The organism is Pseudoalteromonas sp. PPB1 (assembly GCF_015356275.1).
GTDB lineage: Bacteria > Pseudomonadota > Gammaproteobacteria > Enterobacterales > Alteromonadaceae > Pseudoalteromonas > Pseudoalteromonas rubra_D.
Window position 1 is genome coordinate 17,280 of record NZ_JACEQV010000014.1, and the last position, 21,166, is coordinate 38,445.

Annotated in this window: 19 protein-coding genes, 1 tRNA gene and 1 pseudogene; 14 read left to right on the plus strand and 7 right to left on the minus strand. The window is 48.8% G+C overall.

From position 1 onward, the window contains the following. The first annotated feature begins 367 nt into the window (after window positions 1–367). The 10 genes and pseudogenes from cysG (at window position 368) to IY568_RS14965 (ending at window position 9,909) form a co-directional block, all read left to right on the plus strand. Complete coding sequence (cysG, locus tag IY568_RS14920) at window positions 368–1,789, plus strand: siroheme synthase CysG (protein WP_194868001.1); 1,422 nt, start codon at window positions 368–370, stop codon at window positions 1,787–1,789. Window positions 1,790–1,832: 43 nt separating this feature from the next. Beyond that, window positions 1,833–2,732 (plus strand): sulfate adenylyltransferase subunit CysD, encoded by a 900-nt coding sequence (gene cysD, locus IY568_RS14925; protein WP_010387327.1) that lies wholly within the window; start codon window positions 1,833–1,835, stop codon window positions 2,730–2,732. Next, window positions 2,732–4,147: a sulfate adenylyltransferase subunit CysN gene (gene cysN, locus IY568_RS14930; RefSeq protein ID WP_194868002.1), complete on the plus strand. Its 1,416-nt coding sequence runs from the start codon at window positions 2,732–2,734 to the stop codon at window positions 4,145–4,147. Before cysD ends, cysN begins: the two co-directional genes overlap by 1 nt. Window positions 4,148–4,180: 33 nt before the next feature. Continuing rightward, window positions 4,181–5,905, plus strand: coding sequence for an SLC13 family permease (locus IY568_RS14935; RefSeq protein ID WP_081694378.1), 1,725 nt, complete (start codon window positions 4,181–4,183; stop codon window positions 5,903–5,905). A 12-nt stretch (window positions 5,906–5,917) separates the two neighbouring features. Continuing rightward, window positions 5,918–6,517 (plus strand): adenylyl-sulfate kinase, encoded by a 600-nt coding sequence (gene cysC, locus IY568_RS14940; RefSeq protein ID WP_138539485.1) that lies wholly within the window; start codon window positions 5,918–5,920, stop codon window positions 6,515–6,517. Window positions 6,518–6,532: 15 nt separating this feature from the next. After that, window positions 6,533–7,300 carry a 3'(2'),5'-bisphosphate nucleotidase CysQ gene (gene cysQ / locus IY568_RS14945; protein ID WP_138539484.1) on the plus strand — a complete coding sequence of 256 codons (768 nt, stop codon included), beginning with the start codon at window positions 6,533–6,535 and terminating at the stop codon, window positions 7,298–7,300. A gap of 63 nt (window positions 7,301–7,363) precedes the next feature. Beyond that, entirely contained in the window at window positions 7,364–7,729 is a 366-nt protein-coding gene (locus IY568_RS14950) for a cupin domain-containing protein (RefSeq protein ID WP_194868003.1), read from the plus strand. 330 nt (window positions 7,730–8,059) lie between these two features. Continuing rightward, window positions 8,060–8,136: transfer RNA gene (locus IY568_RS14955), tRNA-Ile, on the plus strand. Between the two features lie 305 nt (window positions 8,137–8,441). After that, window positions 8,442–8,978: pseudogene (locus tag IY568_RS14960) on the plus strand (zeta toxin family protein); the annotation flags it as partial. Between the two features lie 355 nt (window positions 8,979–9,333). Beyond that, window positions 9,334–9,909, plus strand: a complete 576-nt coding sequence (locus tag IY568_RS14965; RefSeq protein ID WP_194868004.1) for a hypothetical protein — start codon at window positions 9,334–9,336, stop codon at window positions 9,907–9,909. Between the two features lie 13 nt (window positions 9,910–9,922). On the opposite strand, the gene IY568_RS14970 is transcribed toward IY568_RS14965, so the two are convergent. Further along, on the minus strand, window positions 9,923–10,417 hold the full coding sequence (locus IY568_RS14970; RefSeq protein ID WP_125563157.1) for a YbaK/EbsC family protein: 495 nt from the start codon (window positions 10,415–10,417) through the stop codon (window positions 9,923–9,925). A 281-nt stretch (window positions 10,418–10,698) separates the two neighbouring features. On the opposite strand from IY568_RS14970, the gene IY568_RS14975 reads away from it, so the two are divergent. The 4 genes from IY568_RS14975 to IY568_RS14990 all read left to right on the plus strand — a co-directional run bounded on the left by IY568_RS14975 (window position 10,699) and on the right by IY568_RS14990 (window position 14,643). Continuing rightward, the gene (locus IY568_RS14975) at window positions 10,699–13,197 is read left to right on the plus strand and encodes a putative bifunctional diguanylate cyclase/phosphodiesterase (RefSeq protein ID WP_125563155.1); all 2,499 of its coding nucleotides are present in this window, start codon (window positions 10,699–10,701) and stop codon (window positions 13,195–13,197) included. Between the two features lie 43 nt (window positions 13,198–13,240). Beyond that, a complete protein-coding gene (locus IY568_RS14980; RefSeq protein ID WP_010386279.1) occupies window positions 13,241–13,675 on the plus strand; it encodes a transcriptional repressor in 435 nt (144 codons plus the stop codon). A gap of 72 nt (window positions 13,676–13,747) precedes the next feature. Then, window positions 13,748–14,215 carry a chemotaxis protein CheX gene (locus IY568_RS14985; protein ID WP_010386278.1) on the plus strand — a complete coding sequence of 156 codons (468 nt, stop codon included), beginning with the start codon at window positions 13,748–13,750 and terminating at the stop codon, window positions 14,213–14,215. Beyond that, complete coding sequence (locus IY568_RS14990) at window positions 14,212–14,643, plus strand: secondary thiamine-phosphate synthase enzyme YjbQ (protein WP_194868005.1); 432 nt, start codon at window positions 14,212–14,214, stop codon at window positions 14,641–14,643. Before IY568_RS14985 ends, IY568_RS14990 begins: the two co-directional genes overlap by 4 nt. Here the strand turns inward: IY568_RS14990 and alr are convergent, their stop codons facing one another. The 6 genes from alr to IY568_RS15020 all read right to left on the minus strand — a co-directional run bounded on the left by alr (window position 14,644) and on the right by IY568_RS15020 (window position 21,164). Then, window positions 14,644–15,741 (minus strand): alanine racemase, encoded by a 1,098-nt coding sequence (gene alr, locus IY568_RS14995; RefSeq protein ID WP_194868006.1) that lies wholly within the window; start codon window positions 15,739–15,741, stop codon window positions 14,644–14,646. It lies immediately after the preceding gene. A gap of 48 nt (window positions 15,742–15,789) precedes the next feature. Further along, window positions 15,790–17,169 (minus strand): replicative DNA helicase, encoded by a 1,380-nt coding sequence (dnaB, locus tag IY568_RS15000; protein ID WP_046004973.1) that lies wholly within the window; start codon window positions 17,167–17,169, stop codon window positions 15,790–15,792. Window positions 17,170–17,287: 118 nt separating this feature from the next. Further along, window positions 17,288–18,229 (minus strand): DUF4097 family beta strand repeat-containing protein, encoded by a 942-nt coding sequence (locus IY568_RS15005; RefSeq protein ID WP_194868007.1) that lies wholly within the window; start codon window positions 18,227–18,229, stop codon window positions 17,288–17,290. Window positions 18,230–18,238: 9 nt separating this feature from the next. Then, window positions 18,239–18,724, minus strand: a complete 486-nt coding sequence (locus IY568_RS15010; protein WP_138539481.1) for a hypothetical protein — start codon at window positions 18,722–18,724, stop codon at window positions 18,239–18,241. Continuing rightward, complete coding sequence (locus tag IY568_RS15015) at window positions 18,717–19,268, minus strand: RNA polymerase sigma factor (protein ID WP_125563146.1); 552 nt, start codon at window positions 19,266–19,268, stop codon at window positions 18,717–18,719. Before IY568_RS15015 ends, IY568_RS15010 begins: the two co-directional genes overlap by 8 nt. Before the next feature lie 153 nt (window positions 19,269–19,421). Then, entirely contained in the window at window positions 19,422–21,164 is a 1,743-nt protein-coding gene (locus IY568_RS15020) for a PulJ/GspJ family protein (RefSeq protein ID WP_194868008.1), read from the minus strand. Window positions 21,165–21,166: the final 2 nt, after the last annotated feature.

Sequence of the window (21,166 nt, forward strand, 5' to 3'; positions counted from 1 at the left end):
ACCACAGGACATTTGTCCGCACCCTTTATGATGGTACATCGGTCAAATGTTACTAAGCAGCCCCTGTCACCTGGTCAGAAAACAGCAAACATAGCGCTTCACAGGGGTGTCAATACGCCCGGCACACGCTAAATTGTGGAAATTATAACTCATAACCAATAGCTATAACTGTGAATAGGTGTGTGCTATCACGCTAAACCCCTTGATATATATGAGGTAAGCCTTTTCCCTCCGTTTTATATAACTTTTAGTTATAAAAACTGGGTTTAAGTTATTTTTTCCCTGCCAGTACGCGGGATATTCTGCCACTCTAGAAAAAGCCAGAGTTGGCTTATATCAAGTTTTACGATGTTTAAGGGGCAACAGCGTGCAGTACTTACCTATCTTTACCAAGTTGGACAACAAACCCGTGCTGGTCGTCGGCGGCGGTGAAGTTGCTCTGAGAAAGATCCGCGCACTGCTCAAAGCTCGCGCCGATGTAACCGTACTGGCCCCTGAATTCTGTGACGAACTCATGCAGTTGTCTGAAGAAGGCGAACTGCACCTGAAAACAGCCTACTTTAGCGCCGACGCCGTTGACAGCATGGCGCTGGTTATTGCTGCCACCGACAACGATGACGTCAACGCGCAGGTGCGCGATGCAGCAGATGCGCGCAATATTTTCGTCAATGTGGTGGATGACCAGCCCAAGTGCAGCTTTATTTTCCCGTCTATCGTCGACCGCAACCCAATTACAATTGCGATTTCCAGTGCCGGTACAGCACCTGTCTTGGCGCGCCGTTTAAGAGAAAAACTCGAAACCCTGATCCCTCAGCATATCGGCCCACTGGCTGAACTGGTTGGCGGATTCAGAGACAAGGTCAAAGGCCGTTTTAAGCATTTTGCTGATCGCCGTCAATTCTGGGAGCGAGTATTCGACTCACATGTTGTCAGTAAAGTACAAAGCGGAGACACACAAGGTGCACAACAACAGCTGCATGATATGCTGAACGACACCGCAGAGCCACAAGGCGAAGTCTATGTCGTAGGCGCAGGCCCGGGCGATCCGGAGCTATTGACGCTCAAAGCACTGCAATTGATGCAACAAGCTGATGTTGTGGTGTATGACTACCTGGTGTCCGATGAAATTATGGAACTGGTCAGACGCGATGCCGACCTCATCTGTGTCGGTAAACGTGCCGGACACCACAGTGTTAAACAAGAAGACACCAATCAGATGTTGGTTAAGCTGGCCCAGCAAGGTAAAAAGGTATGCCGTATCAAAGGCGGTGACCCGTTCATTTATGGCCGGGGTGGCGAAGAAGTTCAGGTACTGGCTGCGGCTAACATCCGCTATCAAATCGTCCCGGGCATCACAGCTGCTGCGGGATGCAGTGCCTATGCGGGTATTCCGCTTACACACCGTGACCACGCTCAGGCGATTCAGTTTGTCACTGGACACTGTAAAAAAGAAGGCCAGGAGCTGGACTGGCAGTCACTGGCCAAACCAAATCAAACTCTGGCCATTTATATGGGGGTCATTAAGTCTCCACATATTCAGGCCCAACTATTGGCCCATGGCCGCAGTGAACACACACCGGTGGCCATCGTCGAAAATGGCACCCGCAAATCGCAGCGTGTTGTGACCACTGAGCTTGGCCAGCTGGCAGCACAAATCGAAGCCAATAATATCCAGTCACCGGCATTACTGATCATTGGCGAGGTCGCTGCACTGCATCAGGAACTGGCCTGGTTTGGTAAAACAGAACAAATTGCAAGTTACGCTCAGCCGCTCGCTAAGATCGCCTGACGCATGAACCACTTTATTTTTAGTATTAAGTAGGACGACGACAATGGCTTTAACTCACCTTCAGCAACTTGAGGCTGAAAGTATAAAGATTATTCGCGAAGTCGCTGCTGAGTTTGAAAACCCAGTGATGCTTTACTCCATCGGTAAAGACTCATCGGTACTCCTTCACTTAGCACGTAAAGCGTTTTTCCCGGCAAAGATCCCTTTCCCTCTGCTGCATGTAGATACGGACTGGAAATTCCGCGAGATGATTGAGTTTCGAGATCGTCTGGCCAAAGAATACAACTTTGACCTGATTGTGCATAAAAACCCGGAAGGGTTAGAGATGGGCGTTGGTCCATTCACGCACGGCTCAGCCAAGCACACCGACATCATGAAAACCCAGGGCCTTAAACAGGCATTAAACAAGTACGGCTTCGATGCCGCATTTGGTGGTGCGCGTCGTGATGAGGAAAAATCGCGCGCGAAAGAGCGTGTCTATTCTTTCCGCGATAAACACCATCGCTGGGACCCTAAAAATCAGCGCCCTGAGCTATGGAATACCTACAACGGTCAGGTGAACCCGGGCGAAAGTATCCGTGTATTCCCGCTGTCAAACTGGACTGAGCTGGATATCTGGCAATACATCTACCAGGAAAACATTGAGATCGTGCCGTTGTATCTGGCAGAGAAACGCCCCGTGGTTGAGCGTGATGGCACTTTAATCATGGTCGACGACGAGCGTATGCCGCTGGCGGAAGGTGAAGTGCCTGAAATGAAGTCGGTACGCTTCCGTACACTGGGCTGCTACCCGCTGACCGGTGCAGTTGAGTCAGAAGCAAACACCCTGACCGGGATCATCGAAGAAATGTTGTTATCGACCTCTTCCGAGCGTGAAGGCCGGGTTATTGACCATGACTCATCCGGGTCAATGGAGAAGAAAAAACGTGAGGGGTATTTCTAATGTCTACCGCAAATGAAGTAAAAGAACTGGGGATTGAAACCTACTTATCACGCCAACAGGACAAAAGCCTGTTACGCATGATGACCTGCGGCAGTGTAGACGATGGTAAATCCACCCTGATCGGTCGCTTGCTGCACGACAGCCACCAAATCTATGAAGATCAGTTGGCGGCGCTGCACAAAGACAACGAAAAAGTAGGTAACGCTGGTGAAGAGCTGGATCTGGCGTTGCTGGTTGATGGTTTGCAGGCAGAACGAGAACAAGGGATCACCATTGATGTGGCGTATCGCTATTTCTCCACTGCGAAGCGCAAGTTCATCATCGCCGATACACCGGGACACGAACAATATACCCGTAACATGGTGACGGGTGCTTCAACCAGTGATCTGGCGATTATTCTGGTGGATGCCCGCTATGGTGTACAGATCCAGACCAAACGCCACAGCTTTATCTGTGACTCACTGGGTATCAAGCAATTTGTTGTGGCCATCAACAAAATGGACATCGTTGACTTTGATGAAGCCGTGTTCGAGAAAATCAAAGCCGATTACCTGAAGTTTGCTGAGCAATTGGACGTCAATGACATCAAGTTTGTGCCTATTTCGGCTCTTAAAGGTGACAATGTTGTGACTCGCTCTGAGCACACGCCTTACTACACAGATCAGCCACTGATGGCGCTACTGGAAGACTCTCCGGCTGCTGAACCAAACAGTGCATTTGAAGCCCGCTTCCCGGTGCAGTATGTAGTACGCCCTAATCTGGACTTCCGTGGTTTTCAGGGCACGTTGACCTCTGGCGCGCTAACTGTTGGTCAGGCGATTAAGATTTTACCTTCGGGTAAAACCAGCACCATCAAAGAATTGGTGACGTTCGACGGTAACCTCGAGCAAGCTGAAACCGGTCAGGCACTGACCATCACTTTGAATGACGAAGTGGATGTCAGTCGTGGGGATGTAATTGTCCCGGCAGACTCATCGACTAAGGCAACCAACCTGATCCAGGCCAAGCTGGTATGGATGCACGAGGCGCCTCTGGTGCTAGGCAAAACGTACAACTTCAAGCTGGGCGCGAAGAGTACGGCTGCCATCGTGAAGCAGATAGACCACACCATTGACGTCAATACTCTGGAGCATGGCAAGGCTGACAGTCTACAGCTAAACGAAATTGCAATCGTTACACTTGAGCTGACGGAAACCATCGCTGCCGATGTGTATCGTGATAACCACGAAACAGGTGCCTTTATCCTGATTGACCGTCTGAGCAACCTGACCGTAGGCGCAGGCATGATCGATGCCATTCTGGATGAGCTAGTTAGTGAAAATCAGCAATTCAGCGAATTTGAGCTGGAGCTGAATGCCCTGGTTCGCAAGCACTTCCCACACTGGCAAGCGCTTGATTTAAGCAAGCTGAAGTAACGGCTGTATGCCTGTTAACGGGAGTTATCTATGCTGCTAGAGCAGATCATCTTAACAGGCATCATGCTCGTGCTGGTCGCGTGTCTTTTTGGCACGCGGCTCAACCCGGCCTGGTTATTTGTTGGCGCCATCAGCAGCGCTTACCTGGCTGGGCTCATCGATCTGGAAACCATGCTGGTCAATTATGCGAACCCATCGCTGATCACCCTGGTTTTACTGGTTTTGGTATCTATCGCCATCGAAAAAACCACCCTGGTACAATACCTGGCGCGCTCACTGGCCAACGGCTCGCTGGCACGCTCGGTAATGAAACTGGGATTATCCACGGCTTTTTTATCGTCTTTTACCAATAACACCGCCGTGGTGGCGTCTTTGATCAGTACCATCAAAGACAGTAAAACCCATTCACCGTCTAAACTATTATTGCCATTGTCCTATACCGCTATCCTGGGGGGGACACTGACCCTGATCGGCACGTCAACTAATTTAATCGTTAATGGTTTCGCTATTGAGGCCGGTATGGCGCCGTTGGGCTTTTTTGACTTTACGCTGGTCGGTATTGGCGCGCTGGGTGTTGGCCTGGTTACCATTATTCTATTACTGAAGTTTTTGCCCGATCACGGCCGCAAAGAAGAAGAGGTTGTGCCTTTTTATTTGGAAGGGAAAGTAACCGCAGGCTCGAAACTGATTGGCCGGACAGTCGAAGAAAACGGCCTGCGTGACCTGCGTGACTTGTTCCTCGCTGAGATCATCCGCGGCGAGCGTCGTATTTGTGCGGTCACACCACAACAGGAAATACAGCAGGGCGATGTTCTGCTGTTTGTCGGCGACATCAAATCTGTGCCTTTATTGCGCCGCTTCGACGGCTTGCAGGTGGTACATGACAAACACGAAAAAGACGCCGAACACCTGGTGGAAGTCGTGATCAGTCAGTCGTCTAAGTTTTTAGGCAAAACACTCAAAGAGATCCGCTTTCGCGAACAGTTTCATGCCGCGGTGATTGCCATTCGCCGTGGTCACGACCGCCTGCCTGGTGGCCTGGGTCAGGTCAAACTGCAGGCAGGAGATTCTTTGATCCTAGCCCCTGGCGGAGATTTTTATCAGCTACCCGACCTAAAACGCGAATTTGTTTATATCTCTGGCCTGGACCTGCAAACCCATTTAACGCAGCCACAATCGAATAAAGTGATGGCTGCCTTTGTTGCCGTGCTCGGTCTGGGTATCTTCGATGTTGTGCCTTTAGTCAAAGGCCTGATGGTTTTATTACTCGGACTGGTGCTGTTTGGCTCCATCAAAGTCAGCGAGATGAAGCGCCGCTTTCCCATTGAATTGCTTGCCATTGTCGGCAGTGCCATTGGCTTAGCTAAGCTGATGATAGACACAGGGTTAGCCGGGCAAATTTCCGATGCGCTGTTTTATGTACTGGGCGACTTTGGTCCGTATGGTGCCTTTATCGCCATTTTTGTGATGACGGTGGTGTTCACCGAATTGATCACCAACAATGCGGCCGCCGCGCTGTCATTTCCTGTGGCATACGCACTGGCGATTGGTTTTGGTGTGAACCCACTGCCATTTGTGATGGCAGTCGCCTTTGGCGCATCGGCCAGTTTTATTTCCCCTTTTGGCTATCAGACTAATCTGATGGTATATAGTGCAGGTAATTACCGGATCAAAGACTATGTGACCGTCGGCCTGCCGCTCTCAATTATTTACTCGATCACTGTGCTGACGCTGATCCCCTTGGTTTTCCCGTTTTAGTGGATAGGAATTATGGATACGAATATTGTCTGGCATAACTATGCCGTAAATAAAACACATCGCAGCGAACAAAAAGGCCACCGTCCTGTTATTTTATGGTTTACTGGCTATTCTGGGTCGGGCAAAAGCACCGTCGCCAATGCACTAGAGAGTGCCCTGCAGCAACTTGGCGCACACACTTATTTACTCGATGGTGACAATGTGCGTCATGGTCTGTGTAAAGACCTCGGATTCAGCGACGAGGATAGAGTCGAAAACATTCGTCGTGTGGGTGAATTGAGTAAACTCATGGTCGATGCCGGCCTGATCGTACTCACCGCCTTTATCTCGCCCTTCCAGGCTGAGCGTGACATGGTTCGAGAGCTGGTTGAAGAGGCCGAGTTTATTGAAGTGTATCTGGATACACCGCTGGAGGTGTGTGAACAACGCGATCCAAAAGGGTTATATAAAAAGGCCCGTGCCGGTGAGATCAAACACTTTACTGGTATAGACTCTGACTATGAGCCACCAAAAAACCCGGAGATCCGCATTAATACCGGTGAAAATAGTCTGGACCAATCGGTGCAACAGCTGGTAGCGTATCTACAACAGCGCGAGATAATCCATCTGTAGTACCAAGGAAAAACCATGAACGACACCGACTTACTCGAGGAGATAGTGAATCTGGCACGACGCGCCGGAGACAAGATCCTCACCATCTATGCCAAAGACTTTAACGTAGAGTACAAAGACGACAAAAGCCCGGTGACCGACGCCGACTTAGCCGCTAATGACGTGATCACAGCGGGTCTGAAAGCCCTTACCCCGGATTTACCGATCCTCAGTGAGGAAAGCGCAGAGATCAGCTGGCAGGAACGCCAGACCTGGCAACGTTACTGGCTGGTCGACCCCATCGACGGCACTAAGGAGTTTATTAAGAAAAACGGTGAGTTCACGGTCAACATCGCCTTAATTGAAAATGGCGAACCCGTCATGGGCGTGGTCCATGCACCGGCACTGAACGTGAGTTACTTCGCTGCCAACAGCATCGGCGCTTTTAAAGAGTGTGACGAAGCACGCATTGAGCTGAAAGTCACCCGTATAGCCAACCAGGGCACCATCCAGGTGGTTGGCTCACGCTCTCACCCGTCACCTGATTTAGCTGAGTATCTCACACAGTTTGACGATGTGAACATGGTGCCAAAAGGCAGTTCATTAAAACTGTGTCTGGTCGCTGAAAGTGCTGCTGATGTCTACCCCCGTTTAGGCCCAACCAGTGAGTGGGATACCGGTGCAGGACACGCAGTCGCGAAAATCGCCGGTGCAACCGTTACCCAGCTGGACGGCAGCCCACTGCTATACAATCAAAAAGAGTCTTATCTGAATCCCTACTTTGTGGTTTCACGACTTAACTAATCAATGAGCCTTGTCCAGTCGGGTAAGGCTTTTTTCTTTTGTCCGTCGCTATAAGGAAATGCAATGCCTCACTCTACAATCAACTTTGCCGAAAAGCTGGCGCTATTTTCAGAACACTGGAGCCCAAAAGTCATTGCTGAAATGAACGACTACCAGTTCAAACTGGTAAAACTTCAGGGCGAATTTGTCTGGCACGATCATCCCGATACCGACGAAGTGTTCATTGTGCTATCCGGTGAGATGCAGATTGCCTTTCGGGACCGCACAGAGCATCTGAAAGAAGGTGAAATGCTGGTTGTGCCCAAGGGCGCAGAGCACAAACCCTATGCCGAGCAAGAGTGTCAGGTATTGATTGTCGAACCCAAAGGCGTCGTCAACACCGGAGATGCCGACAGCTCACTCACCGCACAAAACGATGTCTGGATCTAACTCACAGATGTAAAGCGGACGAACCGAATAAAGAAACAGGCTTAGCGCATTAGTTTGGCTTTTTATTAAGCAATTGAACCAGATATGTGCGACTTTTTCCTCTTTTGCTAGTGACAAGCCTGTTAAAAATTTTTATACTGCCAGCGCTTTTTAGGTCTCTGCTAAAGAGTATGCTCAATTTAGTGAGCACTACAATCTAAAAAATGGCCCTATAGCTCAGTTGGGCGAAACAAGACCGAAGCACCGCTTCGCAGCTTGTTGAGGTGGAGGCAGGACGCCGACAGGACCTCGCTTCATGGATGAATTTATTGAGCACTACAATTTGAAAATGGCCCTATAGCTCAGTTGGTTAGAGCACCCGACTCATAATCGGTAGGTCCCTGGTTCAAGTCCAGGTGGGGCCACCATTTTTCATCTCCAATCAAAAATACAAGCAAACCTCATTTCAGGATATCCAACTCTCTACCAAACCAGTCATAGCTTTTATTGCGCAGAACATCATCCATGCCATACTTATCTGATGCCTAGTTACTGATATGCTAAATTGACGGACTCAGAAGCCGAAATCACTGCGCGAGCAAAAGAGTTTGCTAAGAAAAATAGAACCAAAATTGCTCGAGAATTGACAGATATAGACCGCTTTCCACCAGATAAACAACCAGTATCGGTTTTTATGAGTGGCTCTCCCGGTGCAGGATAAACAGAAGCATCCAAAGCATTCCTTGAGAAAATTGGCGAGGAGACAGTACTTAGGTTGGACCCCGATGATCTGCGAGAAAGGTTTCAGGATTACACAGGAAATAACTCTTACCTGTTCCATGGTGCAGTTTCCTTAATTGTCGAGCAAATGCTTGATCGTGCATTCAAGAACAAACAATCTTTTCTTTTAGACGGAACATTATCAAGCTACGCTGTCGCGGAAAAAAATATTGCGCGCTCCCTGCGCAAAAAAAGGGCAGTGCTCATCCTGTTTGTATATCAGCATCCGAAGCTCGCCTGGAAATTTGTGCAAAACAGAGAAAAATTAGAAGGCCGTAGAATTCGTGCTAAAACTTTCATCAATCAATTCTTAGACTCTCAACAAGTGATCAGGGAACTAAAAGCTAAGTTTGGCAATCTTATAAATGTAGACCTACTGGTAAAAAACAATGTGGGTAACACACGCTTTTACCATGCTAATATCCAGGCAGTAGAGCACCATGTTGGTGAAAAATTTACTCGCGAAGAATTAAATTTGATGATAAAGTGAGCAACCTGTTAAGGAGGAATATGTATGTTTTCTACCTCGTTCAAATCAAAGAGTCCACAAAGCTCTAAGCTGTCCAATTTTGTGTTAAATGCGAATTCAGGCGAAAAGAAGCGCGTTTATTCACACGTAATCGACAAAGCCATTGATTCTCAAAACCAAGTTACACTGCAGAGTAACCAAACAAGTAAGTAAGGGCGTTATACATGACGCCTGTACTTCTTAGCCACTTGGATATTCGCAAAACTCTCAACGAAAACTCCAGACCGCTCCCCCACTTTGCAACAACCAAAAAACCATAGCGCCCCAATCTGGTTCCAAGTATGCTAATACCATTGCATATCAAAGGACTTTAATCATGCCTAATCAAATGTTTACCGATGTCGAACTGCGTATCATGTCTATTCACGTTAAATCGCTGGGCCTGGTGGACAAGTTACTCAGTGAGCGCAAGTTTGAGATCAAAGTGTTCAGTGCAGTAAGCGACGGGGTCGCGGATCATGCATTTAATATGGAACTCAATGTGATGCCAGTCAGTGAAGGCGGCACCATCAGCTTTGGCCCTGCTGGTTACACAATTTATCGTAACCGGGCCGGTCAGATCCCCCGTTTTCTGGATGCGCATATTGCCGTATTGGAAGATGACAGTGACATCCGCAGTACAGCTAAGCTCATGGCAAAAGTCAGAAAAACTACGGCATTTGGCGAGCTCACTCGCACTGTAGCAGCTGCGGCAGCAAACCCTTTGTTTGCTGTTGGGATGAATGTCGCGGAAAACCTGATGGATATTTCTATTGATGTATTAAAAGAGAACCAGGATGACCTGTGGCTAAGGCGCTTTTTCAGCTTTAATTACAATATCGAAGGCTATGAGGGCGTCGCCGAGTTTGAGTCAGACGAAGTGCAGATCACACTACAACTCTTTACCGGATAACGCCCCATCATTATCAGGCTTTTACAGCAATCACCGTGCCCTGAGTCAGTGGTTCCAGTTTAGCCGCTGGCAACGAAAACACAGCGTGTGGCGTGCCAGCCGCAGCCCATATCGTCTCGTATTGCAGCAGGTCCTGGTCAATATAAGTAACAGGGAGGGTAAGGTGCCCGATGGGCGGAATACCGCCAATGGCAAACCCGGTTACCTCACGGGTAAATTCAGCATCGGCTTTTACCAGCTTTTCTCCCAGATGTTTTGCCACAACCTTTTCTTTTACCCGGTTGCTGCCACTAACCAACAACAACACTGGCTTACCGCTTTCTTTGCCTTTAAAAATCAGTGATTTTACGATTTGCCCCAGTTCACACCCTATGGTGTGTGCCGACTCCTCCGCCGTGCGCGTACTGCCGGGCAATTCCAGTACGGTAAATTCACACCCCGCAGACGTTATCGCATCCTGAACCCGCTGAGCACTTTTACTCAATGTCTTTGTATCTTGGCTGGTCATAGCCGCTCCTTGTATTAACCTCTATTAGTGTCTTTCTCACCCTAGCTAAAAAACATCAATCGGGCCAAACACATTGCATGATTTGGTGATGATTTTCTTTCATCTGGCCGAGCGACTCTCTTTTTTCTCTTTAATCTGAAATAACACCGAGTAATCAGTACTTTTCAACTACACTTATATTTAGATGGCTTTTTACGCGAGGTCCAGATTGAACAAAGGACAGCCCAAAATCGACTACTCAGTCACAGGGCCATGTGATAACACAGAAGAGAGATAGCCGAGTGACCAAACTGTACTCCATTGACCTCAAGCTATGGCTTACACTCAGTGCTTTTTTATTTGCCGCCCTACTGGCAGTCGCTTTGGTACAAGTGCATCACGACACCCAGCAAGAAAGCTTACTGGCGATTACCGACGCGACATTAAAACGGGACCTTTCATCACTCAACCTGACCATCCAGCAGCACCTCTCCCACAATGAACTAAATGAAATCCGTAACACCCTGATTGCTTATAAACAAGGTCAGCACTACGCGCAACTTGCCCTGGTCGATGCGCAAGGCATTGTACTATATAGCAGTACAGAGAATTATGAGGGTCAGCATTTCAGCGATACCCCCTTACAGATCAAGCCAGAAGCGCTCAGCCAACGCCTCAGTCCGCCTTATTTAATGGTGGAATACACTAAACACAAACATCTGTTTCAGGCCTACAGCACCTATGAGCAACAAAGCGCCGTGACGGCGAGCACGCCACTGCCTGCCCTCATCTATGCTGAATATTCCATTGCCACTCAGGCACAACAACTACTGGAATACACGCGGATGAAAACGCTGTCCATCCTCGCTATCGCATCACTGTTAACCGCACTTGTGCTGTATTTCACCCGGCTGTTTATCCATCGCCCGGTCTCTCAACTGGTTGCGCTCAGTGAGCGACTGAGTAGCTTCGATTTCAGTGAAGCACTCGAAACACGAGGCGCTGGAGAATTTAAACACCTTGCTGACAACCTCAATCGAATGGCACACAGCCTGCAAACCGGATGGCAGCAAACACTTCAGGCTGAGGCTGAAGCCAGGCGCAAAACAGCAATACTGGAAGGTATTTTCTCGGCTCTTCCTGACTTGTTTTTTATCATCGATAAGCAAGGCACTATTTTAGAGTACCATAGTGGGCAAACCGACGACCTGTACGTACCAGAAGCCCAATTTCTGGGGCATAAAATTGAAGAGTTTTTACCCGCACGGACCTCCCGCCACTTTGCGCGTGCGATCCAAAGCATAGAACAGCCAGGACAACTAACACAGCTCGAGTACACCTTGCCCTTTGACGATGGCAACCGTCACTTTGAAGCACGTCTCAGTGCCCTGCCCGGTTCGGATTCACTGGTCATTGCCGTACGCAATATCACAGATAAAAAGCGCCAGGAAGAGATCATTCTTCACCATGCCTTTTACGACACATTGACAGACTTGCCCAATCGCTTTTTGGTGCTCGATCGTCTCCAGCAACTGATCCATGATGCCAGACGAGACAAGTCACTGGTTGGTGTTGGCTTTATTGACCTAGACGACTTTAAAAAAGTCAATGACTCGATGGGGCATGAAGTCGGTGATAAAGTCCTGATCCACTCAGCGCAGCGACTCAAATCGGCACTGCGAGAAAAAGACACTGTGGCTCGCTTAGGGGGCGATGAGTTCATCATTTTGCTGGGGGATCTGAAAACCAGTGCTGATATCCATCCTATTGCAACCAAGCTGGTTAAACTCTTTCATGCCCCATTCGACATTGACGGTCGCGCTTTTAATATTTCGCTGAGTCTGGGGATCGCGATTTTCCCTCAAGATGCCGACACCCCTAATGATCTGCTGCGTAAAGCCGACTCAGCCATGTATAACGCAAAGCAACAAGGTCGCAATACCTATTGCTTGTTCACTGAAAGCATGAGTAATACGCTACAGCGGCGATTGATGCTTGAAGAAAGCATGCAAGGTGCGCTAGAGCGAGGGGAGTTTGAAGTCTACTATCAGCCTCAACTTGACCTCCAGGCACGTAAAGTCGTCGGCGCAGAGGCATTGTTACGCTGGCACAGTGAAACCATGGGACCAATCTCACCCGCTGAGTTTATTCCATTGGCTGAGCAAACAGGCTTTATTATTGAATTGGGTAAGTTTGTTTTAAACTCAGCAGCCAGTACGTTGCAACAGATCCATACGCAGTTTAATACGTCATTGCGTTTGGCGGTCAACTTATCACCCCGCCAGTTTAACGATCCGGAACTGCTCAGCCATGTGAAACACCTGATAGCACATTGTGCTTTACAACCCGGTACTCTTGAACTGGAGATCACAGAAGGCTTGCTATTAAGCGGTGACAGTACTATTAAGGCCACCCTTAACACCCTGCAAAAAATGGGGGTCTTAATCTCAATGGATGACTTTGGTACCGGCTACTCTTCGTTGAACTATCTGCGCCAATACCCATTTGACGTATTAAAAATTGACCAGAGCTTCATCGCCGACATGCATGCAGGCAACGAATCAGCATATCTGGTCAAAAATATCATTACCATGGCGCATGGCCTGGGGCTCAAAGTGATTGCAGAAGGCATAGAAGATCACGAGCAGCTAAACCGCCTGGTAGAATTCAAGTGTAACATTGGACAGGGCTACCTGATCGGTCAGCCAATGCCTGAAGCGGCATTTCAGGATTGGCTTGAACACAACTTTTCCCGTCCTGAGAATATAATGAATAAATCCCTGTCGATACAAGACTATTAAAAAGAATATGTTAGTATTGCATGGCAGTGTAAGGATTTAGAACATGAATATAGAACAACTGGTAAGTAAAGCTAAGCAAGTTTGTGACAACCGGGGTGCACGTTTTACCCCTATCCGAGAGAAAGTTTTTCGCTTACTCGCTGCCAAACAAGGCGGCGTAGGCGCCTATGACCTGTTGGAAGAGCTCAAGCTGACCGAATCCGGGGCTAAGCCAGCAACTGTGTATCGCGCATTGGATTTTCTCTCAGAGCTCGGGTTTATTCACAAGATTGAAAGCACAAATGCATTTATGTTGTGCCATCACTTCGATTGTATTCACCCTGTGCAATTATTGATCTGCGATTCCTGTGGTCACGTACAAGAGCTGCATTCCAATTCCATTTCACATGAACTGAATAACCTGGCTGCCGAGCATGGCTTTCTTGTTAAAGCACAAACGATTGAAGCACACGGGCGTTGTGGAAAATGTAATGAGTAGTGCAGCATAGTAAAAAGCCCACTACACTTAATTCAGCGTCCGTTACAATGTAGGAACCTAGGGAAGAAGCATATGAATGTAGAATTCATCAACCCTTTTTTATCGTCTCTGATGAATGTACTGGCCACCATGGCACAAACAGAACTAACGCCTGGCAAGCCTAAGATTAAAAAAGATGAAGTGGCACGTGGCGACGTGTCCGGGTTGATTGGCATGGTGGGCCCACAGACCAAAGGCTCCTTTTCTATCAGCTTTGATGAAGGTCTGGCTCTGACCATTATGGAAAGAATGCTGGGCGAGCGTCCGGAGAAAATTAACGAAGAAGTCACTGATATGGTGGGTGAAATCACCAATATGGTCACCGGTGGCGCAAAAAATTTACTGGGCGAAAAAGGCTATGAGTTTGATATGGCCACCCCAATCGTGGTGTCCGGGCCTGGCCACACCATCACGCACAAGTGTGAAGGCCCTAAGATCATCATGCCGTTTACGTCAGATGACGGCAACGCCAACATAGAGGTGAGCTTCGATAAGCTATGAGCTGGCATCAAACACACATCACACTCAGGCCGCGTCAACGCGGCTTTCATTTGATTGATGACGAAGTCCTGACCCAACTACCACAGCTGGGTTACTACAAAGTAGGCTTACTGCATTTGTTTATCCAGCATACATCTGCCAGTCTCACCATCAATGAAAATGCCGACCCCACCGTACGTATGGATATGGAAAGTCACTTCAACCACTTTGTACCTGAACGGCAGAGTTACTATCGCCATGATTACGAAGGGGACGATGACATGCCTGCGCACATTAAGTCGAGTACGCTGGGCTGCGAGGTCACGATCCCGGTAAGTCAGGGACGCCTGCAATTAGGCACATGGCAGGGGATCTATCTCGGGGAACACAGAGACCAGGCGGGCAATCGCGCTATCGTCGCAACCTTGCATGGTCAGCTGCTGGAATAGTCAGTCTACTTGGTCTGTCTGAGCAAGGTAGTCATAACTCACCCGAGGTGTGATATTGCATAGCAATTCATAGGGGATAGTACCTGCACACGATGCCACTTCTTCAACTGGCAGTGTAGGGCCCCACATTTCAACCTCGTCGCCAACGCGAATATCATCCGGGTTTCTCCCTATGTCCACCGTGATCATATCCATAGATACTGCGCCAACAATGCCATAGCGTTTATCCCTTATAACTACAGGTGTACCATCTTGCGCGTTACGCGGATAACCATCACCATACCCCATGGCCACGACAGCAAGTTGAGTTTGTTTATTGCTTTGCCAACGACCGCCATACCCGACTTTCTCTCCTGCAGCCACTGTTTTGATAGCGATCACACGTGTTATCAAGCGCATCACAGGTTTAAGGCCATGCTCTGTGCCGACCCGGTTCAGCATCGGTGAGACGCCATACATCATCAAACCAGGTCGGATCCAGTCGCCATGAGACTGAGGCCAGCCGATCACCCCGGCAGAGTTAGCCAGACACTTGGCTTCCGGTTTACTCTGAACCAACCGCTCAAATGCGGCAATCTGGCTTGATGTTTGTGTATTATTGACATCATCCGCACAGGAGAAATGCGTCATCAGCTTAATCTTGGGGTCGACATTCTCACAGGCTTTAAGGCGCTGATAAAACGCTTCAAACTGCTCAGGCTCCACACCTAGTCGGTGCATGCCTGTATCTACCTTGAGCCAAACCGGCAAACGCGCGTCCAGCTGACTGGATTCAATGGCCCGCAACTGGTTTTCATCATGAATAATGGTTTCAAAGTTATTGGCGATCAGAATAGGCAAATCAGCACGGTTGAAGAAGCCCTCAAGTAACACGATTGGTTTAGTCAGGCCACCGGCACGCAACGCCAGCGCTTCATCAATGCGCGCAACCGCAAAGGCATCAGCATCATTAAGATGCTGCGCAATCTTGACCAAACCATGGCCATAGGCATTGGCCTTAAGCACGGCCATCACCCGGGCACCTGGAGCCAGTGCCTTGATCTGTTTTAAATTATAACTTAATGCCGCGAGGTTAATTTCGGCGGTTGCCAGGCGCATACTTACTCCTAATTCAGGCTGCCGAGTCAGTCACAACAGACGAATATCTTAGTATTCGTCATCCACTGCAGGGCCAGCATAATTGTCGAACCGAGAGAATTGCCCCTGGAAGGTTAACCTAACCTTACCAATCGGGCCATTACGCTGTTTACCGATAATAATCTCTGCAACGCCTTTATCCGGGCTGTCGTCGTTATACACTTCATCCCGGTAGATAAACATGATTAAGTCGGCATCCTGCTCGATAGACCCCGATTCACGTAAGTCTGAGTTAACCGGGCGCTTATCCGCCCGTTGTTCCAGTGTACGGTTAAGCTGCGACAGGGCTATCACCGGACACTGAAGCTCTTTTGCCAATGCCTTAAGTGAACGAGATATCTCGGCGATTTCTAAGGTCCGGTTATCCGACAAACTGGGGACTCGCATTAATTGCAAGTAGTCCACCATAATCATGCTGATCCCGCCATGATCCCGCGCTATCCGCCGCGCCCGAGAGCGCACATCGGTCGGTGTCAGGCCAGAGGCATCATCGATGTACATCTGGCCCTTTTCCATTAGCAAGCCCATAGTTGAGGACAGGCGTGCCCAATCGTCATCATCCAGTTGACCGGTCCTGACCTTAGTCTGGTTAATTCGTCCCAGTGAGGCCAGCATCCTCATCATGATCTGTTCTGAAGGCATCTCCAGCGAGTAAATAAGTACAGGCTTGTCTTGCGTCATCGCCGCATGCTCGGCCAGGTTCATCGCAAAAGTGGTTTTACCCATCGACGGACGTGCCGCGACGATGATCAGGTCTGACGGTTGTAGGCCTGCGGTCATCTGGTCAAGGTCAGAGTAGCCCGTGCTCACCCCGGTTACACCATCCTGCGGCGACTGGTAAAGCTCTTCGATCTTATCCACGGTTTTTTCCAGAATGCTGTGAATACTCTGCGGACCTTCGGTACTCTTAGTGCGTTGCTCAGCGATTTTGAATACCTTACTTTCCGCCAGGTCCAGTAATTCGTGGCTGTCGCGTCCTTCCGGGTTGAAACCCGCTTCGGCAATTTCATTGGCAACCGTGATCATCTCACGGACCACCGCACGCTCGCGGACAATACTGGCATAAGCATCAATGTTCGCCGCACTGGGGGTATTTTTCGCAATCTCAGCCAGGTAAGCAAAGCCACCTACTGTGTCCAGCTGGTTATTCTTCTCAAGATTTTCCGAAATAGTGATAAGGTCAATCGGCTGGCTGGCCTCGACCAATTTGGTCATTGCCTCAAATATCAGCTTATGAGTGCGGGTATAAAAATCCTGCGCGACGACCAGCTCTGCCACTCTGTCAAACGCCTGGTTATCAAGCATGAGTCCGCCAAGCACAGACTGCTCAGCCTCGATGGAATGGGGGGGAACTTTCAGGGTATCGACTTGTTGATCAGGTTTCGCCATATCACTACAAACACTAAGGGAAAGACCTGTTATTGTATACGCAAATGGGGTGGAAATGAATCTTGATTATCTGTCTGATGATGACCACAGGAGGCGCACTGCGCCCCCACCGTTTGCTTTACAGTTTCTTCAATGCAATGCGCCCGCTGACAGTATCGATTTCCACATCCACGTCTCCATCTTTGACCACAAATTCCAATTCCCGGGATGGACCATATTTGGCTTTCTTCTCTTTGTCTGTCGAAAGCTCATTGATGATCCGTCCACCTGCATGGGCATCAATATCGAAGCGTGCGGACAGTTCTGCCGGGAAGTAAAAGTCGACATCTCCGCTGACCGACTCAAAACGAATATTCGCGCTTTTTTCGAGTGCTCTTAGACGCACGTTGATCTCACCATTCACCGTACTCATACGTAAGTCTTTCAGGCTGGCAATGTCAAAATCGACTTCTCCATTGACGTTTTCAACGCGAATATCAGTAGCCTGAGTCACACCCTCAATGCCGCCATTGACCGCATTGAAACGCAACTTGCCATTTGATGCCATATCTTCAATGTCACCATTGACCGTTTCATAACGAATATTGCCAGATAACTTTTTGCCTTCAATATCGCCATTCACGGTCTCCAGTTCAACCTTGCCGCTGAGTTCATTGGCCTCAATGTCCCCGTTGACTGTGGTTACGGCCACACCAGCATCAAAGTGACTAACATCCACGTCAACACTCACCCCTTCAAAGTTAAGCTCGCTTTGCCGTGGCATATAAATCGTCAGCCGAGAGCCGTCTCGCTGGTTATTCCAGCTTTTACTGCGGCGTGGCATTTTAACGATAAACTCGGTCACACTGCCCTGAGTTTCCAGCGTATAGCCTTCGGCCAGTTCATCCAGTTCACCAATGACCTGAAAGCTTGGCTTATCCCATGATTTAATTGTCACTTTGCCTCGCTGGCTTTCGATAACGACTTTGCCATCCAGCGGTATCTCTATCTGTTCGTCAATCTTGTCACCCGCCAGGGCAAACAGCGGCAGCGTAGCCAGTCCAAAAATGATTGCTTTCATGCTTCTCTCCTAAATCTGTTGCCACTGGGGCTGATGTACCTTAGTGATTAAATCTAACTGCTGCTGGTAAACCTGTGCCAGCATCTTAAGCAGGGCAGCGTTGTCAGGGTCTTTCATCAGTGCAAGCTTAATCGCCTGCTCTGCTTCCTCTAGTTCCTGCAATGGCACTTGCCAGTCTTTCGTCAAGGCCGGCTGTGCCTCATACTGAACCAATAATGTCTGTTTCTTCTGTTCAAAAAAAGCACTCATATGGGTCATGGTATCTTCTCTGGGCTGCGTCATAATGACCTGCCAGCTCAGTAAACCTGCTGATACACAGGCTGCCACTCCCGCTAACTTTATCCAGGGGCTAGGTGGCGGAGCCACTGTACTGGATACATTGATCGCTTTTTCAATGCCCTGCCACAAGTCTTTTTGTGGTTCAGGCAGCTGGTCCTGATCTTGCTGGCGCGGCAGCTGTTGTTTCAGAAACTGCTCAAATGTTGGTTTACTCATTGTCATACCACTCCTGTAACAATTTCCTGGCCCGGTGAAACTGCGATTTACTTGATCCCACCGCCATATTCAACATGCTGGCAACTTCTTCGTGGCGGTACCCTTCCACCGCGTGCAAAACAAACACCAGACGTGCTCGCTCTGGTAAACGTAAGATCAGTTTGTCGAGCCCATTGAGCGATTGGCATTGCATTATCTCGGCGTATTCCATCCCACTGTCTTCGAGACTTACCACTTTTTGCAGCCAGTTTTTTTGTTTACGTAAATAACTGATCGCGACATTCGATGTGACACTGTGCAACCAGGTAGTGAATTTTGACTGCCCCTGAAACTGGGCAATTTTGTGCCAAAGTTGTACAAATACCTCCTGTGTCGCATCTTCCGCATGGGCCTGATCAGCGAGCAAACGCAAACACAGTCCATACACCCTGCGATAACACTGCTGATAGAGCTGTTCAAATGCCGCTTGCTCGCCTTGCTGAGCACGCTGCACTAACAACTCAATCGTGTCTGGATTAAATGCCTCTTTGGCATTGATTATCATAGAGTATTCCTTCGCTTGCGTGTCATCATCGTGACATATCAGGTGCCATAAAGAAAGTAACCCAATGGTGCGATGTTTAGAGGATAAGACGAGCGTGGAACAACAAAAGGTTTAAACAGGAAAGAAAAATTTTCTAAATAACTGACAGGCAGGTTACTCTTCGTCTTCATCCGGTGCCTGGTAATCTTCACCAGACTCAAAACGCCACCCCATAAACTCCAGTTTCGCCGGCGTAATCACGCCACCATTGCCAAGATTGAAGTTTTTCAGCGCTTCATCAAAGTGCACACCACTGCCGCCAGTCGCATCTATAGTTGCGCCGCGAATGGTGCCATAAAACTGGCCACTCCCGCGCATAGCAATGCTGGTCACCGGCGCATATATAACAGCATACATTGAACTGGCGCCGCGCATTGTGATGCCATTCTGGCCTGAATAGGATGAGAAAATGCTCAAGCTTGGAAAACCACTGTTAGTCAATCCTTCCTGCTCTGTGATGACTACCCCACTGGCGCCAAAATCCACTTTACCGGTGACAAAAATGGCCAGGCTGCTGCCTGCTTTGATGGTGATGCTGGTATGGCCCGTCATTTTGAAGTCTCCATCAACCAGCCAGATCACATCACCGCCTTCTATGGTAATGGTGCCATCACTGGTAAGCTTCATGTTTTTCATACCAAAGACATATTCGCTGCTGGTATTACTCTGGCCATGATTTTGCGTCAAATGCTGGAACAAATAGATGTCAGCAGGGCTCGAAGACCAGGTATCGCTACCACCCCGTATATAACGCCCCTCACTTGGCGTGAATACATAGTCGGTCTGTGCACCCACCGTAAAATCCGTGTAAGTGTTATTGCTGTCGATCACGGAAGGCATATTGAGCGGTAAAGCCAGTGGGTCACATTCTTTGTCAGGGTCATTAGGGTCATAATCTGGCGAACTTGGATCATAGACACGAACCGCTTCAACTTCAGGGTTCACATTGAAACGATCCGCTGAGTAATGGAGCCCGTCCTGTACATGACTACTTTGAAAACTCCCCGTTCCCCCATACATGATATCTAGCTCAGCCTGATTTTGATTGAGGATCTCAGCACCCCACTTCATGCTTACGTCACCGTTTGCGCGCAGCACACCTGTGATCTGGCCGCCATTGTGTTTTACATATCCCTGAGTGAGTACATCTCCATCAACCCGCACCCCACTTCCCGCCGAAATGTCGATCCCGGTATTCGATTGCACGGTGCCCACGACAGGTGAAGACCCTTTGAGATACAAAACGCCAGATGCTTTTACATCTCCCATAATCGGTGAGTGACCATTCAATACCACATCTGCATCACCAATCACAGTATTCACGTCACCATTGCTGGTGCGCGTGTCTTCATAACTACCAACAGTAGAGTCATAGCTGTCAACCAGACCGCTACCTGCCAGATTAACGCCTTTACATCCAGTGACCGCATTTTGAAACACTGAACTGCGTTCGGCGGGCGTGTATTTAAAATAAGAGACCATTCGCGCATGCGCCTGATCATCATAACGCTGACCGAGGCTGGCAATCGACACTTCGTCTCCATTGACTGACAACTGTGCGTTATAGCTTGTCCCATCCAGCTCGCCAGTACCCAGCCCGGCGCCTATCTGCTGCACGGCTTGCTCAAGTGTCAGATTGGCGTTATTGGTGATGGCGGCTTTAAGTGCTTGGCCCCGCTCTATAACCCCTTTTTCGGCCAGGAGACGCGCGTTGAGGTCTTTTTGATAGTTACCACTCAGGCGCTCCTGCACCAGGGTATCTTTAAATGCAGCAAACACAACCACGCTGGCCACTGAACTCAGTAGCATGACTTTAATCAGGGTAAATCCACGTTGTTGTAAACTCTGCATCTTCATAG

Bases quoted from the DNA above. Each gene is read 5' to 3' on its own strand.
- IY568_RS15020 (WP_194868008.1), bottom strand. From the start codon at position 21,164: ATGAAGATGCAGAGTTTACAACAACGTGGATTTACCCTGATTAAAGTC.
- IY568_RS14985 (WP_010386278.1), top strand. From the start codon at position 13,748: ATGAATGTAGAATTCATCAACCCTTTTTTATCGTCTCTGATGAATGTA.
- IY568_RS15015 (WP_125563146.1), bottom strand. From the start codon at position 19,268: ATGATAATCAATGCCAAAGAGGCATTTAATCCAGACACGATTGAGTTG.
- cysC (WP_138539485.1), top strand. From the start codon at position 5,918: ATGGATACGAATATTGTCTGGCATAACTATGCCGTAAATAAAACACAT.
- dnaB (WP_046004973.1), bottom strand. From the start codon at position 17,169: ATGGCGAAACCTGATCAACAAGTCGATACCCTGAAAGTTCCCCCCCAT.
- alr (WP_194868006.1), bottom strand. From the start codon at position 15,741: ATGCGCCTGGCAACCGCCGAAATTAACCTCGCGGCATTAAGTTATAAT.
- IY568_RS14965 (WP_194868004.1), top strand. From the start codon at position 9,334: ATGCCTAATCAAATGTTTACCGATGTCGAACTGCGTATCATGTCTATT.
- IY568_RS15010 (WP_138539481.1), bottom strand. From the start codon at position 18,724: ATGAGTAAACCAACATTTGAGCAGTTTCTGAAACAACAGCTGCCGCGC.
- IY568_RS14980 (WP_010386279.1), top strand. From the start codon at position 13,241: ATGAATATAGAACAACTGGTAAGTAAAGCTAAGCAAGTTTGTGACAAC.
- cysD (WP_010387327.1), top strand. From the start codon at position 1,833: ATGGCTTTAACTCACCTTCAGCAACTTGAGGCTGAAAGTATAAAGATT.
- IY568_RS14950 (WP_194868003.1), top strand. From the start codon at position 7,364: ATGCCTCACTCTACAATCAACTTTGCCGAAAAGCTGGCGCTATTTTCA.
- cysN (WP_194868002.1), top strand. From the start codon at position 2,732: ATGTCTACCGCAAATGAAGTAAAAGAACTGGGGATTGAAACCTACTTA.
- IY568_RS14970 (WP_125563157.1), bottom strand. From the start codon at position 10,417: ATGACCAGCCAAGATACAAAGACATTGAGTAAAAGTGCTCAGCGGGTT.
- cysQ (WP_138539484.1), top strand. From the start codon at position 6,533: ATGAACGACACCGACTTACTCGAGGAGATAGTGAATCTGGCACGACGC.
- IY568_RS14990 (WP_194868005.1), top strand. From the start codon at position 14,212: ATGAGCTGGCATCAAACACACATCACACTCAGGCCGCGTCAACGCGGC.
- IY568_RS15005 (WP_194868007.1), bottom strand. From the start codon at position 18,229: ATGAAAGCAATCATTTTTGGACTGGCTACGCTGCCGCTGTTTGCCCTG.